Below are 19,173 nucleotides of genomic sequence, written 5' to 3' on the forward strand. Positions count from 1 at the left end.
CTGCATGATCTCGATCACCAGCGCGGTTTTACGCTTCGCCATCCAGCGCTTGATGCTGTCGTCCATGGTCACACTCATTGCTACGTTCTCCCTTGTAGCATGAGCAGATCTTCACTGGGTCGATACACGGTTTCGCTCGTCTCTCGCCGCGACATCGAATTTGCGGGCGATGTGCAGCATCTGCTCCAGCTCCTGCGGAGGCGGCTGGTTCGACAACGTGGGCGGCGGCCTGATCCAGATCGGCCGTGCCTCCGCCAGGCCAGTCGGCGCTCCTGCACCCGCATGGCGGCCGAGCCAGGCCGGGTTCAGCGCCAGCCAGCGCGCCACAGCGTCAACTAGGGTCATCTGGAAATTGAAAGCCGGCTTGTAACCCGGGATCCAGTCCTCACCCAACCCCTTCAGCACGGCGCTGATGTTCTGGTGCTTGAACTCGACCGATCCCTCGGACCTTTCGTTCAACAGGGGCAGAAGCCCGCGCCGGTGCTCGGCCTTGTTGTAGGGGCGACCAGAGACGTCGTCGGCCAGCATCGCGAAGTAATCCGCGACGATTAGGTCGTTCTCTTGATCGGCCCAGGCCCCATTTGACATTGCGCCAGGCTAGGGGCCGTAACTGTGTTTGTCATCAGAGACTTCGCGCAAAACTCCCAAGACATACCAACGACCACGCCGCCCGTGTCGCGTCGCCATCCGCGTTGAGACAAGCCGGAACCAGCGAAACGGGGGCGCAACGCGATCCGGTCATTTCATTGAAATGTATGGGGATTGTGAATCCGTCTCGCCGGGAGCGAGGGGCGGGTGAAAAGAGACGCTGTGCGTTCGGAGACCGATCTCGCGCGGCAGGCCAGTCTCCGAAGGGCGGATGGTCCCTGCAAACCCCTTTGGCACATAAAGAAAAAGGCCCCGCGAGGGACCTGTTTTCGGGTTTGCAATGTGCAAGTGGCGGAACAGGTGGGATTCGAACCCACGGGACCATCTCTGGCCCGACCGATTTCAAGTCGGTTGCCTTAGACCACTCGGCCACTGTTCCGTCGGCTGGTCTAGCCGGTTGGTTGGGGTTTGCCAAGAGTGGTTGCGTGGGTGTTGCGTGAGCAGGTTCTAGAGGGATCTATGCGTTAATATATTGAAAATAATAAATAATTTGACTTATCCGCCTCGGGCGTGTAAAGATCGGCGCATGCTAGAAGAAATGGGGGAGCGGCGGATCGGGGGCGCCCCGGACGGTGTTTTTCCATTTCACTCGTGCGGAGGCATGAGAGGCGGGCGGCAGCAGGATGGGAATGGACTTCTCCGCGGGAGAGAACGGGCCTGAGGCTTTGCTGAGGGCGACGGAAGAATATTACCACGAGATCGCGCTGGAGTTGGCCATGGCCACGCGAAGGTTGCGGGATGGTGAACTGGGCGAGGTGAAGGCTGCGGCGCAGGCCGTGAAGGACCTGCGCGTGGCTTTCCAGATGGTCATGGATGAAAGGACGCGTGTTGACAAACTCCGCAAGCAGGTTGCCGGGGTCGCAGGAGGCCATGGCGGAGAGCTGGATTTCACCGCGGCGCGGACTGAAATCGGGCGCAGGCTGGCTTGCCTCCGTGACGCCGGAGGTGGTGGATGAGTTTCTGGGCGGGCTGAGCGACGCGGCGCTGCTGGCGCTGCCGTGGATTTTCGAGTTCTGGGCGCTGCCGCACCAGCTTCCGCCTGAGGGGGCCTGGAAAACCTGGGTCATCATGGGCGGACGCGGGGCTGGCAAGACGCGGGCCGGGGCGGAATGGGTGCGCGCGCAGGTGGAAGGTGCGCGCCCCGCCGACCCCGGCCGGGCCAGCCGGGTGGCGCTAGTGGGCGAGACGCTGGATCAGGTGCGCGAGGTGATGATCTTCGGCGACAGCGGGATTCTGGCGTGCTCGCCCCCGGACCGGCGCCCGCAATGGGAGGCGGGGCGGCGGCGGCTGGTCTGGCCGAACGGCGCGGTGGCACAGGTGTTTTCGGCACATGAGCCGGAAAGCCTGCGCGGGCCTCAGTTCGATGCGGCCTGGGTGGACGAGTTGGCGAAGTGGAAGAAGGCGGAGGAGACCTGGGACCAGCTTCAATTTGCGCTGCGTCTGGGGCCGCATCCGCAGCAGGTGGTCACGACGACACCGCGCAATGTGGCGGTGCTGAAGGCGATCCTGAACAACCCGTCTTCGGTGGTGACCCATGCGCCGACGGATGCCAACCGCGCCTATCTGGCGGCGAGTTTCCTCGATGAGGTGACGGCGCGCTATGGCGGCACGCGGGCGGGCATGCAGGAGCTGGAGGGCATTCTGGTCGAGGATGCGGAAGGCGCGCTCTGGACGCATGAGATGCTGGAGCGGGCGCGCGTGGCGCAGGCGCCGGGCAAGGGGCGAGTGGTGGTGGCGGTCGATCCGCCGGTCACCGGCCATGGCGGTTCGGACGAGTGCGGGATCGTGGTGGTCAGCGCGGTGACCGAGGGGCCGGTGCAGGACTGGCGGGCCTGTGTGCTGGAAGATGCCAGCGTGCAGGGCGCCTCGCCCGATGGCTGGGCTCGGGCGGCGATTGCCGCGATGCAGCGGCACGGCGCCGACCGGCTGGTGGCCGAGGTCAATCAGGGCGGCGATCTGGTGCAGGCGGTGATCCGGCAGGTCGATCCGCTGGTGCCGTTCCGGGCGGTGCGGGCCTCGAAGGGCAAGGCCGCGCGGGCTGAGCCGGTGGCGGCGCTGTATGAGCAGGGGCGGGTGCGCCATCTGCGCGGGCTGGCACGGCTTGAGGATCAGATGTGCCGGATGACGGCGCGGGGGTATGAAGGCCGTGGCTCGCCCGACCGGGTGGATGCGCTGGTCTGGGCGCTGACCGCGCTGATGGTGGAGCCGGCGCAGCGGCTGGGCAGCCCGCAGGTGCGGCGGCTGTAGGCGCCTCCGGCGGGGGTATTTGGACAGAAAGCAAGAGGCTCCGGGTCGCGCGCGCTGGCGTGCGGGCATGGTGGGCTGTTGCCCGGATGAAGGAGAGCGGGATGGTGTTCGATTTCCTGCGGCGCACCGAAAGGGTGGCGCCGGAGCAGAAAGCCTCGGCCACGGGGCGGGTGGTGGCCTTCGGGCTTTCGGGCCGGTCGGTCTGGAGCGCGCGGGACACGGTGAGCCTTGTGCGCAACGGCTTTCAGGGCAATCCGGTGGGGTTTCGCGCGGTGAAGCTGATCGCCGAGGCGGCGGCGGCGCTGCCGCTGGTCTTGCAGGATGCCGAGCGGCGCTATGAGCAGCATCCGGTGCTGGATCTGGTGCGGCGGCCCAATCCGGCGCAGGGGCGGGCGGATCTGTTCGAGGCGGTCTATGCGCAGCTTCTGCTGTCGGGCAACGCCTATCTGGAGGCGGTGCCGGGGGGCGGCAAGGTTCCGGGCGAGTTGCATGTGCTGCGCTCGGACCGGATGAGCCTTGTACCGGGGGCGGATGGCTGGCCTGTCGCCTATGACTACAAGGTCGGCGGCCGGGTGCATCGGTTTGACATGACGGGCGAGGGGGTGCCGGTCTGCCATATCCGCAGCTTCCATCCACAGGACGACCATTACGGTTTCGCGCCGATGCAGGCGGCAGCGGTGGCGCTGGATGTGCATTCGGCGGCGAGTGCCTGGTCGAAGGCGCTGCTGGACAATGCGGCGCGGCCCTCGGGGGCCATCGTCTACAAGGGCGGTGACGGGCAGGCGGTGCTGAGCCCCGATCAATATGACCGGCTGGTGACCGAGATTGAGGCGAACCATCAGGGCGCGCGCAATGCGGGGCGGCCGATGCTGCTGGAGGGCGGGCTGGACTGGAAGCCAATGGGGTTTTCGCCCAGCGACATGGAGTTCCAGAAGACCAAGGAGGCTGCGGCGCGCGAGATCGCAATCGCCTTTGGCGTGCCGCCCATGCTGATCGGGATTCCGGGCGACGCGACCTATGCGAATTATCAGGAGGCGAACCGCGCCTTCTATCGGCTGACGGTGCTGCCCTTGGTGGGCAAGGTCACGGCGGCGGTGTCGCATTGGCTGGCGGGCTTCACCGGCGAGGCAGTGGAGCTGCGCCCCGATCTGGATCAGGTGCCGGCGCTGGCGGTGGAGCGTGACCAGCAATGGGCGCGGGTCGGGGCGGCCGATTTCCTGACGCAGGCCGAGAAGCGCGCCCTGCTGGGGCTGCCACGGCTGGCGGAGGAGGAATGAGCGGGCGTGAGCGGGCCTCCGGCGGGTCGCGCTATCTTTACGACAGTTTCGATGCGGCCGCGGCGCGCATCGAGGCGAACGAGCGCGTGGCGGAGGAACGCTGGACCGCGCTGGAGTACCGGCTGACGCAGATCGACAGCGCGCTGGAGCGGCTGGAGAAGCGCATCTGGCTGGGGGTTTACGGCGTCGCGGCCTTCCTGCTGGCGCAGGGGGCCGAGGCGGTGCTGAAAGCGGCGATGAGGTGACGGGCATGGGATATATCACGGGCTTCGGTGCGCCGGAGCGGAAATTCGTGGCCTTGGGCAATACGGCTGAGGCCGGGTTGCGGGTCACCGGCGGCACCGAGATCGAGGGTTATGCGAGCCTGTTCGGGCGGCGCGATCAGGGCGGCGATGTGGTGCAGGCGGGGGCCTATGCCGGATCGCTGGCGAAGCTGGGTGCTGCGGCGCGGCGGGTGAAGATGCTGTGGCAGCACGACCCGACGCAGCCCATCGGCATCTGGGACGAGGTGCGCGAGGATGGCCGGGGCCTTTGGGTCAAGGGGCGGCTTCTGCCCGAGGTGGCGCGTGGCCGCGAGGCGGCGGCGCTGCTGGCGGCGGGCGCCATCGACGGGCTGTCGATCGGCTATCGCACGGTGAAATCGGAACGCGACGGGAAGGGGCAGCGGCTTCTGACCGAGCTGGAGCTGTGGGAGGTGTCGCTGGTCACCTTCCCCATGCTGGCCGAGGCGCGGGTGGCCGCGAAGGGCGACCGGCCCGACGACACCTGGCGCTCGCTGGCGCAGGTCTTTGACGCGGCGCGGCGAACCCTGGCCGACAGGTAGTCGGTCTTTACGACAAACGGAAAGGACAAGGCGATGACCGGGCACAAGGCACGGGGCGATGGCGGCATGTCTGCCGCCTCGATGGAACCAGCGGTTGAAGTGAAGGCCGCTGTTACGGATTTTCTGAAAGAATTCAGTGTCTTTCAGGGTGAAGTGAAATATGCGTTGCAACAACAGGAAGAGCGACTGACCATGCTGGACCGCAAGACCATGACCTACGGCCGCCCCGCGCTTTCGGCTGCGGCCGAACTGGGGGCGCCCCATCAGAAGGCCTTCGACGCCTATCTGCGCTCAGGCGATGATGACGGACTGCGCGGCCTCGTGCTGGAGGGCAAGGGGCTGAACACTGCCGTGGCGGCGGAGGGTGGCTATCTGGTCGATCCGCAGACGGCCGAGACCATCCGGTCCTCGCTGAAATCCACCTCCTCGCTGCGGGCGATTGCCAATGTGGTGCAGGTGGAGGCGACCTCGTTCGATGTGATCATCGACCACAGCGACGTGGGCACGGGCTGGGCCACAGAGGCAAGCGCGGTGGCCGAGACCGCCGCGCCGCAGATCGAGCGCATTTCGATTCCGCTGCACGAGCTTTCGGCCATGCCCAAGGCCAGCCAGCGCCTGCTGGACGACAGCGCCTTTGACGTGGAGGGCTGGCTGGCGGGCCGGATCGCCGACAAGTTTGCCCGTGCCGAGGCGGCGGCCTTTGTCGGTGGCGACGGGATCGGCAAGCCCAAGGGCTTTCTGACCCATACCAAGGTGGCGCAGGATGTCTGGGCTTGGGGCGGGCTGGGCTACATTGCCACCGGCACGGCAGGCGATTTCGCGGCGACCAATCCGGCGGATGCCATCGTCGATCTGGTCTATGCGCTGGATGCGACCTACCGCGCCAACGCGAGCTTCGTGATGAATTCGAAAACCGCGGGCGCAGTGCGCAAGATGAAGGACGCCGATGGCCGTTTCCTGTGGAGCGACGGTCTGGCGGCGGGCGAGCCCGCGCGGCTGATGGGCTATCCGGTGCTGATTGCCGAGGACATGCCGGACATCGGCGCCAATGCCTATGCCGTGGCCTTTGGTGATTTTGCGGCCGGTTACACGGTGGCGGAACGCCCGGATCTGCGCGTGCTGCGCGACCCGTTTTCGGCCAAGCCGCATGTGCTGTTCTATGCGACCAAGCGCGTCGGTGGCGATGTCAGTGATTTCGCCGCGATCAAGTTGCTGAAATTCGCCGTCTCCTGATCGGCTGACGGATGGTCCGGGGGCGCTGTCCCCGGACCTGCGGACGCGCGCCTTTCCGGCGCCTTCTAGCTGCTCCCCTCCGTCCGAGTGGCGCGGGGCGCGCGTCCGGTCCCGCCTTGGGGACGCATCGGGGGGCAAGGAGCGGATGATGATGTTGACAGAACTGACGGCCGTGCCGGGGGCGGTGCTGCCGGTGCAGATGGTGAAGGACCACCTGCGTCTGGGCACCGGCTTTGCCGATGACGGAATGCAGGATGCGCTGCTGGAAAGCTGCCTGCGGGCGGCAATGACGGCGATCGAGGCCCGCACGGGGAAGGCGTTGCTGACGCGGTCGTTCCGTCTGGTGCTGGAACGCTGGCGCGATGCGGGGGCGCAGGCGCTGCCGGTGGCGCCGGTGGCAGCGGTGACTTCGGTGACGCTGTTTGCTGCGGGCGAGACGGCTATTCCGGTTGCGCCCGCGCGCTGGAAACTGATGGCCGATACGCATCGGCCACGGCTGGTCTCGGTGGGCACGTTGCTACCCGTCGTGCCGGAGGACGGGCGGGCGGAGATCGTGTTCGAGGCGGGTTTCGGCGCGACATGGGCGGCGGTTCCTGCCGATCTGGCGCAGGCCGTGCTGCTGCTTGCCGGGCAGTTCTATGAAACCCGGCACGAGCCGGGCGGGCAGGCCGAGGCGTTGCCGCGCGCTGTGCAGTTGCTGGTGGAGCGTTGGCGTAATGTGCGCGTGCTGGGCGGGGGGGCGGCATGAGCGCGCCCTTGCTGACGCGGCCGCTGGTGTTGGAGGCGCCCGCGCGAGGGGCCGATGGTGCGGGCGGTTATGTGGAAGGCTGGCAGGCACTGGGCACGCTCTGGGCTGAGGTGCTGCCGGGCACGGGGCGTGAGGTCGCGGGCGCGGAAGTGGTGCTGTCTTCGGTCGCCTATCGGATCGTGGTGCGGGGGGCGGCGCAGGGCGCGGTCTCGCGGCCGAAGCCGGGGCAAAGGTTCCGCGACGGGGCACGGCTGTTCCCGATCCTCGCGGTGACGGAACGCGATGGCGCAGGGCGGTATCTGATCTGTTTCGCACGCGAGGAGGTGCCGGCATGAGCTATGGCGTCGCGGCTGCCTTGCAGGCGGCGGTCTATCAGCGGTTGGTTTCGGCGCTGCCCGATCTGGCGGTGTTTGATGCACCGCCCGAGGCTGCGGGCAGCGGCAGCTTCGTTCTGATCGGGCCGGAGGAGGCGCTGGATGCCAGCGACAAGACTGGCGGGGGCGCACTGCACAGGGTGCAGATCAGTGTGATTTCCGATGCGGCGGGGTTCCTGACCGCGAAGGAAATCGCGGTGCGTGTCTCGGATGCGCTGACCGATCAGGCGCTGGTGCTGGCGCGGGGGCGGGTGGTGCTGATGCGCTTCGTCCGGGCGGTGGCGCGGCGGCTGGGTGCCGGTGCCACACGGCGGATCGACCTTCGCTTTGATGTCCGGGTCGAGGATTGACTTGCACTAATCGAACATTGATGGCGGTTCTTCTGTGGATATGCCGCCAATTCATACAGTAATCGGAGAATTCCATGGCAGTGCAAAGCGGCAAGGACCTGCTGGTCAAGATCGACGTGAACGGCAGCCTTCAGTTCGAGACCATCGCGGGGTTGCGCGCCACGCGCATCAGCTTCAACGCGGAAACGGTGGATGTGACCAGCCTTGAAAGCCAGGGCGGCTGGCGCGAGTTGCTGGCGGGGGCGGGTGTGCGCTCGGCCAGTATCTCGGGCTCGGGGGTGTTCAGGGACTCCAATACCGACGAGCGCGCGCGGCAGATCTTTTTCGATGGCGAGATGCCAAACTTCCAGGTGGTGATCCCGGATTTCGGCATCGTGGAGGGGCCGTTCCAGATCACCGCCATCGAATATTCCGGCAGCCATAACGGCGAGGCGACCTATGAGCTGACGCTCGCCTCGGCCGGTGCGCTGACGTTTACGGCGCTTTGACCATGGCGAACCCTTTTGCCGGTGAGGTGGTGGTGACGTTGGAGGGCGTGCCGCATGTGGCGAAGCTGACGCTCGGGGCGTTGGCGGAACTGGAGGTTACCTTGGGCGAGGAGACGCTGGTCGATCTGGTGACGCGGTTCGAGGCGGGGCGGATCTCCAGCCGCGATGTGCTCGCGCTTCTGGTGGCGGGCTTGCGCGGCGGCGGCTGGCAGGGTCGGGCCGAGGATCTGCGCACGGTCGAGATCGGCGGCGGGCCGGTCGGGGCGGCGCGGGCGGCTGCGGAATTGCTGGCGCGGGCCTTCGCACTGCCGGGCGAGGCATGAGCGACATCGACTGGCCGGGGCTGATGCGGGCGGGGCTGAACGGGCTTGGGCTGACCCCGGCCGAGTTCTGGCGGCTGACGCCGGTGGAGCTGCGGCTGATGCTGGGGGCGGATCGCGCGGCCCCGGCGATGACACGGGCGCGGCTAGACGAACTGGCCGCGGCCTTTCCCGATCTGAGGAAGGACAGGACGGATGGCGGATCTGGAGACGCTTGAAGATCAGGTCGCGGCGCTGGAGGCGACGCTGGACGGCACGACAGGCATGGTCACCGCCTTCGAGGGCGAGCTGGCGCGGATGCGCGACACGTTGCTGTTCACCGGCCGCGAGGTCAATCAACTGAGCAGCGGCATCAGCGGCGGCCTCAGGCGCGCCTTCGACGGGCTGGTGTTCGACGGCATGAAATTGTCGGATGCGTTGAAAAGCGTGGCGCGCAGCATGGTTGACACAGTTTACGGCGTGGCGATGAAGCCGGTGCAGAATGCGGTGGGCGGGTTGCTGGCCGAGGGGATGAATGCGCTGTTCAGCGGGATCATGCCCTTCGCCAAGGGTGGCGCCTTTACGCAGGGCCGGGTGATGCCTTTCGCCAAGGGTGGCGTGGTGTCGAGCCCGGTCAGCTTTCCCATGCGTGGCGGCAGCGGGCTGATGGGCGAGGCGGGGCCGGAGGCGATCATGCCGCTGGCGCGCGGTGCAGACGGGCGGCTGGGGGTGCAGGCCTCCGGCGGCGGGCGGCCGGTGACGGTGGTGATGAATATCACCACCCCCGATGTGCAGGGGTTTCAGCGCAGCCAGTCGCAGATTGCGGCACAGGCCAGCCGGGCGCTTGCGCGTGGCCAGCGCAACCGTTGAGGAGGGATCATGGCATTTCACGACATTCGCTTTCCTGCCAACCTGAGCTTCGGTTCAGTCGGCGGGCCGGAGCGGCGCACGGAAATCGTGACGCTGACCAACGGGTTCGAGGAGCGGAACACGCCGTGGGAGCATTCGCGCCGGCGCTATGACGCAGGCGTGGGGCTGCGGTCGCTGGACGATGTGGAAACGCTGATCGCGTTCTTCGAGGCGCGGCGCGGGCAGATGTTCGGGTTTCGCTGGAAGGACTGGTCGGATTACAAATCCGGCCGTGCCTCGCGCGCGGTGACGCCGTTCGACCAGATCATCGGTACGGGCGATGGCGCGCGGGTCGAGTTCGGGCTGTGCAAGACCTATCGCTCGGGCGAGGCGAGTTATGTGCGGCCAGTGGTGAAGCCTGTGCGCGGCACCGTTCTGGTGGCGGTGGACCGCGATCAGAAGGTCGAAGGGCTGGAGTTCGACATTGATACAACAACGGGGGTGGTGCGGTTTTCCACGCCACCTGCGGTGGGGGTGGCGATCTCGGCCGGGTTCGAATTCGACGTGCCGGTGCGGTTTGATACTGATCGCATTCAGACTTCGGTCGCTTCGTTTCAGGCGGGCGATGTGCCCAGTGTTCCGGTGGTGGAGGTGCGGGTATGAGCGCGCGCGACGATCTGCTGGCGCATCTGGCGGGCGGCGTGACAACGGTGTGCCGGGCCTGGCTGGTGCGGCGGGTTGACGGGACGCAGATGGGCTTTACCGACCATGACGGTGATCTGCGGTTCGGGGGGGTAACCTTCCGCGCCTCGACCGGGCTGACGGCGGGGGCCTTGCAGCAATCGACCGGGCTTTCCGTGGATAATACGCAGGCCATGGGGGCGCTGAGCGATGTTGGGCTGACCGAGGCCGATATTCTGGCCGGGCGCTATGATGGCGCCGAGGTTGAGGCATGGCTGGTCAACTGGGCCGATCTGGAGCAACGCGATCTGCTGTTTCGCGGCACTTTGGGCGAGATCACGCGCAATGGCACGGGATTCGAGGCAGAACTGCGCGGGCTGGCCGAGCGGCTGAACCATCCGCAGGGGCGGGTGTATCAGCGCGAATGCGCGGCGCTGCTGCGGGACAAAGAGTGCGGGGTCGATCTGGACGACCCGCAGTTTGTCGCCGATTGTGTGCTGGCCGAGGTGGCGGAGCGGCGCGTGTTCCGCTTTGCGCCGCTGGTGGAATATCCGCAGGGCTGGTTCGAGCGCGGGGTGCTGACTTTGCGCGACGGGGCGGCGGCTGGTCTGTCGGGGGCGATCAAGACAGACCGTATTCTTGCCGACGGTCGGCGCGAGATAGGGCTGTGGCGCGCCTTGGGTGCCGATGTGGCGGCGGGCACGGCGGTGCGGCTGGTGGCGGGATGCGACAAGCGGCCCGAGACCTGTCGGCAGAAGTTCAACAATTTCCTGAACTTTCGTGGCTTTCCGCATATTCCGGGCGAGGATTGGCTGACCTCTTTCCCGTCCTCGTCTTTGGTCAATGACGGCAGGAGTCTTCGCGGATGAGCCGGGGTGACGAAATCGTTGCGGAGGCGCGGCGCTGGATCGGCACGCCCTACCTGCATCAATGCGCGACGCGGGGGGCGGGGACGGATTGTCTTGGCCTGATCCGGGGTGTCTGGCGGGCTCTGGTGGGACCGGAGCCGACCGAAGTTCCACCCTATACGCAGGATTGGGCGGAGCCCTCGGGCGAGGAGGCGCTGCTGGTTGCGGGGATGCGGTTCTTGATCCCCAAGCCGATGACTGAGGCCGCGCCGGGCGATGTGATCCTGTTTCGCATGCGCGCGGGCAGTGTGGCGAAGCATCTGGGCATCATGGCCGAGGTCGGGCGGCGTGAAAGCTTCGTTCACGCCTATACGGGGCATGGGGTGATTGAAAGCCCGCTGTCTGCCCCCTGGAAGCGCCGCATAGCGGCGCGGTTCGCATTTCCTGACCGTGCAGAGCGCGGCTGAGCAATCTTCGAAGGAGCGCGCTGAATGGCGACGATACTGCTGTCCGCGGCCGGGGCCGCGATCGGATCGGGCTTTGGCGGCACGGTTCTGGGCCTGTCCGGCGCGGTGATCGGCCGCGCGGTGGGGGCCACGCTGGGCCGCGTGCTGGACCAGAAGCTGCTGGGCGCGGGCTCCGAGGCGGTCGAGGTTGGGCGGGTGGATCGTTTCCGCCTGATGGGGGCTTCGGAAGGGGCGGCGGTGGCGCAGGTCTTTGGCCGGGTGCGGGTGGCGGGTCAGGTGATCTGGGCCACACGCTTCATGGAACAGACCAGCACCACCGGCGGCGGCAAGGGTGCGCCGAGCCCGCGCACCACGACCTATTCCTACAGCGTCAGCCTTGCCGTCGCGCTGTGTCAGGGGCGAATTTCCAGCATTGGCCGGATCTGGGCCGACGGGGTGGAAATCGCGTCGGGCGAATTGAGCCTGCGGGTCTATACCGGCAGCGATACGCAACTGCCCGATCCGAAGATAGAGGCGGTGGAGGGGGCGGATCTGGCGCCAGCCTATCGCGGTATCGCCTATGTGGTGATCGAGGATCTGGAGCTTGGCCGGTTCGGCAACCGGGTGCCGCAGCTTTCCTTCGAGGTGATCCGCCCGGCGCAAGGCGCTGCGGCGGCGGCGATGACCAGCCTTCAGGACGCTGTGCGGGCCGTTGCGCTGATCCCCGGCACGGGCGAATATTCGCTGGCCACCACGGCGGTGCATTACGCCGAGGGCGATGCGGCGGTGCGGTCGGCCAATGTGAACTCGCCCTCGGGGCGCAGCGATTTCCTGACCTCGCTGAAGCAGCTTGAGGAGGAGGCGCCGAACTGCGGTTCGGTCTCGCTGGTGGTATCGTGGTTTGGCAGTGACCTGCGCTGCGGGACATGCGAGATCCGTCCCAAGGTCGAACAGACCGCGCAGGAAGGCGTGGGTATGGTCTGGCGGGCGGGCGGCATCGGGCGCGATGCGGCGCAGGAGGTGCCGCGCATTGACTGGAGCTCCGTCTATGGTGGCACACCCGCCGATGCGGCGGTGGTGGAGGCGATCACGGCGCTGCGGGCAAAGGGGCAGAGCGTGATGTTCTACCCCTTCATCCTGATGGAGCAACTGGCCGGCAACGGGTTGGAAAACCCCTGGGACGGCGCGGCCGACCAGCCGCCCTTGCCCTGGCGTGGCCGCATCACGCTGGCGCAGGCGCCGGGGCGGGCCGGGTCGAGCGATCAGACCTCTGGCGCGGTCGCCGAGGTGGCGGATTTCTTCGGCAGCGCCCAGCCTTCGGATTTCACCATTGATGGCACTTCGGTCAGCTATGCTGGTGCTACCGAATGGCGCTATCGCCGCTTCATCCTGCATTACGCGCATCTTTGCGCGGCGGCGGGCGGGGTCGATGCCTTCTGCATCGGGTCGGAAATGCGCGGGTTGACGCAAATCCGCGGGCCGGGTCACAGTTTTCCGGCGGTGGCGGCACTGCGCCAGCTTGCGGCCGAGGTGCGGGCGATCCTCGGGGCTGGCACCAAGATCAGCTATGCGGCCGACTGGTCGGAGTATTTTGGCTATCACACGGGCGGGAATGTATATTTCCACCTTGATCCGCTTTGGGCCGACCCGAATATCGACTTCATCGGCATCGACAATTACATGCCGCTGAGCGACTGGCGCGACGAGGAAGGGCATCTGGATGCGGCATGGCGCCGGGTCTATGACCTTGATTATCTGAAGGCCAATGTCGCAGGCGGTGAGGGGTTCGACTGGTACTACGACAGTGACGAGGCCGAGCAGCTGCAACGCCGTCGTCCCATCGAGGATGGTGCCTATGGCGAGCCCTGGGTCTATCGCTACAAGGATCTGCGGTCCTGGTGGTCCGAACGCCACCACGACCGGATCGACGGGGTGCGCGCGGCGGTGGCATCCGACTGGGTGCCGCAGTCGAAGCCGGTCTGGTTCACCGAATATGGTTGTGCGGCCATCGACAAGGGTGCCAACCAGCCGAACAGGTTTCTGGATCCGAAATCCTCGGAATCCGTTTTGCCGAGGGCATCGACCGGGCGGCGCGATGATCTGATGCAGATGCATTATCTGCTGGCGTTCCATGAATACTGGGCTGACCCGGTGCATAACCCGCGCTCGGCGCTTTATGACGGGCGGATGCTGGATACGGCGCGGTCGCATGTCTGGGCCTGGGATGCACGGCCCTATCCGGCCTTTCCTGCTGTTGCGAGCGTCTGGAGCGACGGCGGCAATTACGCGCGTGGCCACTGGATCACCGGGCGCATGGCCGGGCAGCGGCTTGCGGCGGTTGTGGCCGAGATTTGCGAGCGCGCAGGGCTGACGGATTTCGATGTCTCTGATCTGGTCGGCGTGGTGCGGGGCTTTTACCTGACCGAGATCGGATCGGCCCGCGCGGCCTTGCAACCGCTGATGCTGGCCTATGGGTTCGATGCCACCGATCAGGGCGGCAAGCTGGTGTTCCGCATGCGGGACGGCAAGACGGGCGCGAGCTTCGCCACGGAAAGCCTTGCCGTTTCGCCAGATCTGTCAGGGCCGGTGGAGACCAGCCGCAGTCCAGAGCCTGAAAGCGCCGGGCGGGTCCAGGTGGGCTTTACCGAGGCCGATGGCGATTTCGCGGTGCGGCAGGCGGGGGCAGTGGCGCCGGGGGATGTGGTGCCGACGGTGGCGCAATCCGACCTGCCGCTGGTGCTGACCCGGGCCGAGGGCGCGGCCATCGCCGAACGCTGGCTGGCGGAGGCGCAGGTGGCGCGCGATACGCTGCGCTTTGCGCTGCCGCGTTCGGCCATGGGCTTGCGCGCGGGTGATGTGGCGCGGGTCGCGGGCGCGGATTACCGTATTGATCGGCTGGAGCATGGTGACGTGCTGATGGCCGAAGGCGTGCGCACCGAACGCGGGCTTTATCTGCCCGCGCCCTATGCCGAGGAAATCCCCGAGCCGCGCGCCTATCTGGCGCCGCTGCCGATTTATCCGGTGTTCCTCGATCTGCCGCTTCTGACCGGGTCCGAGGTTCCGGGGGCACCGCATGTGGCAGCGGGCGGGCGGCCCTGGCCGGGGACGGTCGCGCTGTGGTCGGCACCCGAGGATGCGGGCTATGCGCTGAACACCACGATCAGCCGCAGCGCAACCATCGGGCGGACCGAGACGGTGCTGGCGCGCGCACCTGCCGGGCGATGGGATCGCGGGGCGGGGCTGCGGGTGCGGCTGACCTCGGGGCATCTGACCTCGGCCGGGAAGCGGGCGGTGCTGGGAGGTGGCAATGCCATGGCCATCGGTGATGCGGACAGCGGCATCTGGGAGGTGTTCCAGTTTACGGAAGCGCAGCTTGTGGCGCCGATGACCTATGAGCTTCGGATGCGGCTGCGCGGGCAGGCTGGAACCGACGGGGTGATGCCTGATGAATGGCCTATCGGCAGCCAGATCGTGCTGCTGGATGGGGCACCGACGCAGATCGATCTGCCACCCGGCCTGCGCGGGCTGGAGCGGCATTACCGCATCGGTGTCGCAGCGCGGGGATATGACCACCCGACAGTCACGCATCGGGTGGCGGCTTTCGAGGGCGTGGGGTTGCGGCCCTATGCGCCCTGCCACCTGACGGCGCAGCGCAATGGCGGTGATCTGGCCCTTGCCTGGGTGCGGCGCACCCGGAGCGACGGCGATGGCTGGCAGGCGGCGGAAGTGCCGCTGGGCGAGGACCGGGAGGATTACCTCGTGCAGGTCTGGCAAGGCGCGACCCTGCTGCGTGAGGATCGTTGCTCTGCGCCGGGTTGGACCTATCCGGTCGCGATGCAATCGGCTGATGGCGCGGCAGGCCCCGTGGAACTGCGCGTCGCGCAGCTTTCCGCCAGCTTCGGCGCCGGGCCGACCGCGGCGCTGACATTCGTGCTGTAATGCGTGCGGTGCTGCCGGGCGATCTGAATGCGGCCGCGCGCGCGTTGATGGCGCGGCCCCGGCAGGAATGGGAGCTGCTGGCCGACCGCCTGATTGCCGAGGCACATATGGCGCATCGCATCGTCAAACGCCTTGGCCGGATGGCTCCCGGCCTTGGCGATGGCAGCCTGATGTCGCGCGCCATGCTGTGCCCTGCACGCCGCGAGGCGCACCCGTCAGACCGGGCCTTTCTGGCGGCGCAGGAGATCACGATCCGGCGATTGCTGCTCTGGTATTGCCGGATGGAAGGGTGACGTCTGGAACGGACGTGAAAATTGCCTATACTGTCGTTCCAATACCCGAACGGACGGAGTTCCCCATGGCAGAGACCAGAGTCAAAATCGCCCCGGTCGATCCGGTGTGGTCGCGTGTCTGCGAAGAGGCGCTGGCAGCGGTGGCGGCCGAGCCGCTTCTGGGCGGGCTGGTCCATTCCAGCCTGCTGCACCATCCGACAATGGAACGCGCGCTTGCCTATCGCTTTTCGCTGAAACTCGCCAGCGGCGAGATGAGTGAGCAGCTTCTGCGCGAGATCGCGGATGAAGCCTATGCCTCCGATCCGGCGCTGGGCCAATCGGCGCGCGCCGATCTGGTGGCGGTGTTCGACCGTGACCCCGCCTGCCATCGCTATTTGCAGCCCATGCTGTTCTTCAAGGGCTATCAGGCGGTGCAGGCCTATCGCGTGGGCCATTGGCTCTGGGGGCAGGGGCGGGCTGACATGGCTTATTTCGTGCAGATGCGCGTGTCAGAGGTGTTTGGCGTCGATATTCACCCGGCGGCCCGCATCGGGCGCGGCATCATGATCGACCACGCCCATTCCATCGTCATCGGTGAAACGGCGGTGGTGGGCGACAATGTGTCCATGCTGCATTCGGTGACGCTGGGCGGAACCGGCAAAGAAGACGGCGACCGCCACCCCAAGATCGCTGATGGCGTGCTGATCGGGGCGGGGGCCAAGGTGCTGGGCAATATCAGCATCGGCCATTGCTCGCGTATCGCGGCCGGGTCCGTAGTGTTGCAGGACGTGCCGCCCTGCACGACCGTGGCCGGCGTTCCGGCCAAGGTGGTGGGGGAAGCGGGGTGTTCGCAACCCGCCGTCAGCATGAACCAGATCCTGAAGGACTGCGACTGCTGAAACCTGTCGCAGGTGAAAACGAAAAAGGCCCCGGAGCGATCCGGGGCCTTTTCCATTGGGGTGCTTGGGGTGCTGGCTGTCAGGCCAGCATCATCATCGGATTTTCGAGGTTCTCGATCAGCGCCTTGAGGAACTCGGCCCCCAGCGCGCCGTCGATCACCCGGTGATCCACCGACAGCGTCATCGACATCATGGTGGCCACCACGATTTCGCCTGCCTTGTTGACCACCGGCTTCTTCACCCCCGCGCCAACCGCGAGGATCGAGCCATGCGGCGGGTTGATCACGGCGTCGAAATTCTCGACCCCCATCATCCCGAGGTTGGAAATCGCGAAGCTGCCGCCCTGATATTCATGCGGGGCCAGCTTCTTCGATTTCGCGCGCGCCGCCAGATCCTTCATCTCGGCCGAAAGGGCCGACAGCGATTTCTTGTCGGCATCCTTCAGAACCGGGGTGAACAGGCCGCCGTCGATGGCCACGGCCACCGCCACATCCGAGGGCTTCATCTTCAGAATGCGGTCGCCCGCCCAGACCGCATTGCAATCCGGCACCTTTTGCAGCGCCAGCGCCGAGGCCTTGATGATGAAGTCATTGACGCTCAGCTTCACCCCGCGCCCTTCCAGCGACTTGTTCAACTGCTCGCGGAAGGCCATCAGCGTATCAAGCTGCACTTCGCGGCGCAGGTAGAAATGCGGGATGGTCTGCTTGGCTTCGGTCAGGCGCGCGGCGATGGTGCGGCGCATCCCGTCCAGCGGCACTTCCTCATAGGCGCGGTCGGCATAGAGCTTCTTGACCGCATCCGCCGAAGGCGCCGCCGGGGCAGGTGCCGCAGCCGGGGCCGCCGCAGGAGCAGCGGTTGCGACCGGGGCGGCGGCTTTCGGGGCCGCCGTGGCGCCCTCGACATCCGCCTTCACGATGCGTCCATGCGGGCCGGAGCCCTTGACCGAGGTCAGATCCAGCCCCTTTTCCGCCGCGATGCGACGGGCCAGCGGTGAAGCAAAGACCCGCGCACCGCCCGAAGCGACCGGCGCCGCCGGGGCAGGTGCCGCTGCAGCGGGCGGGGTGGCCGGGGCCGCAGGCGCCGCACTTTCGGCCTTGGGGGCGGGTGCCGCAGCAGCGGCCGAGGCATCCTCGCCTTCCTCCAGCAGCACGGCGATCGGGGTATTCACCTTCACCCCCGCGCTGCCTTCCGCGATCAGGATCTTGCCGATCACGCCTTCATCCACGGCCTCGAATTCCATCGTGGCCTTGTCGGTTTCGATCTCGGCCAGAACCTGACCGGATTTCACCTCGTCGCCTTCCTTCACCAGCCATTTGGCCAGCGTGCCCTCTTCCATCGTGGGCGAAAGCGCGGGCATCAGAACCTGGATTGCCATGTCACACCTCAGCGATAGCAGACGGATTTCACGGCATCGACCACTTCGGCGGTCGTCACCAGCGCAAGTTTCTCAAGGTTTGCCGCATAGGGCATCGGCACATCCTTGCCACAGAGGTTGATCACCGGCGCGTCCAGATAATCGAAGGCGCGCTGCATGATGACCGACGAGATATGGTTGCCGATGGAGCCCACGGGGAAGCCTTCCTCGACCGTGACGCAGCGGTTGGTCTTCATGACCGAAGCCAGCACCGTGTCATAGTCGATGGGGCGCAGGGTGCGCAGGTCGATCACCTCGGCGCTGATGCCCTCGGCGGCAAGCTTGTCGGCGGCCTCCAGCGCATAAGTCATGCCGATGCCGAAGCTGACGATGGTGACATCCGTGCCCTCGCGCCAGATCCGGGCCTTGCCGAAGGGGATGGTGAAATCCGCCATATCCGGCACTTCGAAGGATTTGCCGTAAAGGATCTCGTTTTCCAGGAACACCACCGGGTTCGGATCACGGATCGCCTGCTTCAGCAGACCTTTCGCATCGGCTGCCGAATAGGGCATCACCACTTTCATGCCGGGGATCGCCGCATACCAGGCCGCGTAATCCTGACTGTGCTGCGCGCCCACGCGCGCCGCCGCGCCATTCGGGCCACGGAACACGATGGGGCAACCGAGCTGACCGCCGGACATGTAATTGGTCTTGGCGGCCGAGTTGATCAGATGGTCGATCGCCTGCATGGCGAAGTTGAAGGTCATGAACTCGACAATCGGGTTCAACCCGCCCCAGGCGGCGCCCACGGCGATGCCGGCAAAGCCGTGTTCGGTGATCGGCGTGTCGATCACGCGCTTGGGGCCGAATTCGTCCAGCAGGCCCTGGCTGATCTTGTAGGCGCCCTGATATTCGCCGACTTCCTCGCCCATCAGGAACACGTTGCCATTGCCGCGCATTTCCTCGGCCATGGCTTCGCGCAGTGCCTCGCGCACGGTCATGGTCTTCATCGGCGTGCCTTCGGCCCAGTCGGGCGAGGCCTTGGAGACGACCGAGACCGGCGCCTTGGGTTCCGCCGGGGCCGATGCAGCGGCGGCGGGTGCCGCAGCGGCCGCCGCCGGGGCAGGGGCCGCGACGGCGGCATCGGCGCTTTCGCCTTCCTCCACCAGCACGGCGATCGGGGTGTTCACCTTCACGCCGGCGCTGCCTTCGGCCACCAGGATCTTGCCGATGATCCCCTCATCGACCGCCTCGAATTCCATCGTGGCCTTGTCGGTCTCGATCTCGGCGATGATCTGGCCGGATTTGACCACATCGCCCTCTTTCACCAGCCATTTGGCCAGCGTGCCTTCCTCCATGGTCGGAGAAAGCGCGGGCATAAGAACTTGAATTGCCATG

The 19,173-nt window shown here is 66.6% G+C and carries 21 protein-coding genes, 1 tRNA gene and 1 pseudogene; 19 read left to right on the forward strand and 4 right to left on the reverse strand.

Annotated features, from left to right (window positions below; genetic code table 11):
• Nucleotides 1–126: 126 nt before the first annotated feature.
• A pseudogene (locus D2N39_RS11840) lies at nucleotides 127–588 on the reverse strand (DUF3883 domain-containing protein); the annotation flags it as partial.
• A gap of 349 nt (nucleotides 589–937) precedes the next feature.
• Nucleotides 938–1,027, reverse strand: a tRNA-Ser gene (locus D2N39_RS11845).
• Between the two features lie 250 nt (nucleotides 1,028–1,277).
• On the opposite strand from D2N39_RS11845, the gene D2N39_RS11850 reads away from it, so the two are divergent.
• From D2N39_RS11850 to cysE, 19 genes are all read left to right on the forward strand, one after another.
• Nucleotides 1,278–1,604 carry a hypothetical protein gene (locus tag D2N39_RS11850; RefSeq protein WP_233557127.1) on the forward strand — a complete coding sequence of 109 codons (327 nt, stop codon included), beginning with the start codon at nucleotides 1,278–1,280 and terminating at the stop codon, nucleotides 1,602–1,604.
• Nucleotides 1,519–2,895 (forward strand): DNA-packaging protein, encoded by a 1,377-nt coding sequence (locus tag D2N39_RS11855; RefSeq protein WP_199725246.1) that lies wholly within the window; start codon nucleotides 1,519–1,521, stop codon nucleotides 2,893–2,895. Before D2N39_RS11850 ends, D2N39_RS11855 begins: the two co-directional genes overlap by 86 nt.
• A gap of 101 nt (nucleotides 2,896–2,996) precedes the next feature.
• Nucleotides 2,997–4,172: a phage portal protein gene (locus tag D2N39_RS11860; protein WP_119135005.1), complete on the forward strand. Its 1,176-nt coding sequence runs from the start codon at nucleotides 2,997–2,999 to the stop codon at nucleotides 4,170–4,172.
• The gene (locus D2N39_RS11865) at nucleotides 4,169–4,417 is read left to right on the forward strand and encodes a GTA head formation protein, RCAP_rcc01685 family (RefSeq protein ID WP_119135006.1); all 249 of its coding nucleotides are present in this window, start codon (nucleotides 4,169–4,171) and stop codon (nucleotides 4,415–4,417) included. Before D2N39_RS11860 ends, D2N39_RS11865 begins: the two co-directional genes overlap by 4 nt.
• Before the next feature lie 5 nt (nucleotides 4,418–4,422).
• Nucleotides 4,423–4,995, forward strand: a complete 573-nt coding sequence (locus tag D2N39_RS11870; protein ID WP_119135007.1) for an HK97 family phage prohead protease — start codon at nucleotides 4,423–4,425, stop codon at nucleotides 4,993–4,995.
• A 33-nt stretch (nucleotides 4,996–5,028) separates the two neighbouring features.
• Nucleotides 5,029–6,228, forward strand: coding sequence for a phage major capsid protein (locus D2N39_RS11875; protein ID WP_119135008.1), 1,200 nt, complete (start codon nucleotides 5,029–5,031; stop codon nucleotides 6,226–6,228).
• A gap of 148 nt (nucleotides 6,229–6,376) precedes the next feature.
• Complete coding sequence (locus tag D2N39_RS11880) at nucleotides 6,377–6,976, forward strand: head-tail connector protein (protein WP_119135233.1); 600 nt, start codon at nucleotides 6,377–6,379, stop codon at nucleotides 6,974–6,976.
• Nucleotides 6,973–7,311 (forward strand): head-tail adaptor protein, encoded by a 339-nt coding sequence (locus D2N39_RS11885; RefSeq protein WP_119135009.1) that lies wholly within the window; start codon nucleotides 6,973–6,975, stop codon nucleotides 7,309–7,311. The genes D2N39_RS11880 and D2N39_RS11885 overlap by 4 nt, the downstream gene beginning before the upstream one ends.
• Complete coding sequence (locus D2N39_RS11890; RefSeq protein ID WP_119135010.1) at nucleotides 7,308–7,700, forward strand: DUF3168 domain-containing protein; 393 nt, start codon at nucleotides 7,308–7,310, stop codon at nucleotides 7,698–7,700. Before D2N39_RS11885 ends, D2N39_RS11890 begins: the two co-directional genes overlap by 4 nt.
• A gap of 74 nt (nucleotides 7,701–7,774) precedes the next feature.
• Entirely contained in the window at nucleotides 7,775–8,188 is a 414-nt protein-coding gene (locus D2N39_RS11895) for a phage major tail protein, TP901-1 family (RefSeq protein WP_119135011.1), read from the forward strand.
• Nucleotides 8,189–8,190: 2 nt separating this feature from the next.
• Nucleotides 8,191–8,511 carry a gene transfer agent family protein gene (locus D2N39_RS11900; RefSeq protein WP_119135012.1) on the forward strand — a complete coding sequence of 107 codons (321 nt, stop codon included), beginning with the start codon at nucleotides 8,191–8,193 and terminating at the stop codon, nucleotides 8,509–8,511.
• On the forward strand, nucleotides 8,508–8,726 hold the full coding sequence (locus D2N39_RS11905) for a rcc01693 family protein (RefSeq protein ID WP_119135013.1): 219 nt from the start codon (nucleotides 8,508–8,510) through the stop codon (nucleotides 8,724–8,726). The genes D2N39_RS11900 and D2N39_RS11905 overlap by 4 nt, the downstream gene beginning before the upstream one ends.
• Nucleotides 8,704–9,357, forward strand: a complete 654-nt coding sequence (locus tag D2N39_RS11910) for a phage tail tape measure protein (protein ID WP_054304644.1) — start codon at nucleotides 8,704–8,706, stop codon at nucleotides 9,355–9,357. Before D2N39_RS11905 ends, D2N39_RS11910 begins: the two co-directional genes overlap by 23 nt.
• Nucleotides 9,358–9,366: 9 nt before the next feature.
• Entirely contained in the window at nucleotides 9,367–9,999 is a 633-nt protein-coding gene (locus D2N39_RS11915) for a DUF2460 domain-containing protein (protein WP_119135014.1), read from the forward strand.
• Nucleotides 9,996–10,886, forward strand: a complete 891-nt coding sequence (locus D2N39_RS11920; RefSeq protein ID WP_119135015.1) for a DUF2163 domain-containing protein — start codon at nucleotides 9,996–9,998, stop codon at nucleotides 10,884–10,886. Before D2N39_RS11915 ends, D2N39_RS11920 begins: the two co-directional genes overlap by 4 nt.
• The gene (locus D2N39_RS11925) at nucleotides 10,883–11,332 is read left to right on the forward strand and encodes an NlpC/P60 family protein (protein WP_119135016.1); all 450 of its coding nucleotides are present in this window, start codon (nucleotides 10,883–10,885) and stop codon (nucleotides 11,330–11,332) included. The genes D2N39_RS11920 and D2N39_RS11925 overlap by 4 nt, the downstream gene beginning before the upstream one ends.
• Nucleotides 11,333–11,356: 24 nt before the next feature.
• Nucleotides 11,357–15,250 carry a baseplate multidomain protein megatron gene (locus D2N39_RS11930; protein WP_119135017.1) on the forward strand — a complete coding sequence of 1,298 codons (3,894 nt, stop codon included), beginning with the start codon at nucleotides 11,357–11,359 and terminating at the stop codon, nucleotides 15,248–15,250.
• Nucleotides 15,250–15,543 carry a DUF7742 family protein gene (locus D2N39_RS11935; protein WP_119135018.1) on the forward strand — a complete coding sequence of 98 codons (294 nt, stop codon included), beginning with the start codon at nucleotides 15,250–15,252 and terminating at the stop codon, nucleotides 15,541–15,543. Before D2N39_RS11930 ends, D2N39_RS11935 begins: the two co-directional genes overlap by 1 nt.
• A 65-nt stretch (nucleotides 15,544–15,608) precedes the next feature.
• Nucleotides 15,609–16,421 carry a serine O-acetyltransferase gene (gene cysE / locus D2N39_RS11940; RefSeq protein WP_119135019.1) on the forward strand — a complete coding sequence of 271 codons (813 nt, stop codon included), beginning with the start codon at nucleotides 15,609–15,611 and terminating at the stop codon, nucleotides 16,419–16,421.
• A gap of 79 nt (nucleotides 16,422–16,500) precedes the next feature.
• Here cysE and D2N39_RS11945 read toward each other — a convergent pair whose 3' ends face one another.
• Nucleotides 16,501–17,796 carry a pyruvate dehydrogenase complex dihydrolipoamide acetyltransferase gene (locus D2N39_RS11945; protein WP_119135020.1) on the reverse strand — a complete coding sequence of 432 codons (1,296 nt, stop codon included), beginning with the start codon at nucleotides 17,794–17,796 and terminating at the stop codon, nucleotides 16,501–16,503.
• An 8-nt stretch (nucleotides 17,797–17,804) separates the two neighbouring features.
• Entirely contained in the window at nucleotides 17,805–19,172 is a 1,368-nt protein-coding gene (locus D2N39_RS11950) for a pyruvate dehydrogenase complex E1 component subunit beta (RefSeq protein WP_119135021.1), read from the reverse strand.
• Nucleotide 19,173: the final 1 nt, after the last annotated feature.

Source organism: Gemmobacter lutimaris, from assembly GCF_003570715.1.
In the GTDB taxonomy this organism is placed as follows: Bacteria; Pseudomonadota; Alphaproteobacteria; order Rhodobacterales; family Rhodobacteraceae; genus Gemmobacter; species Gemmobacter lutimaris.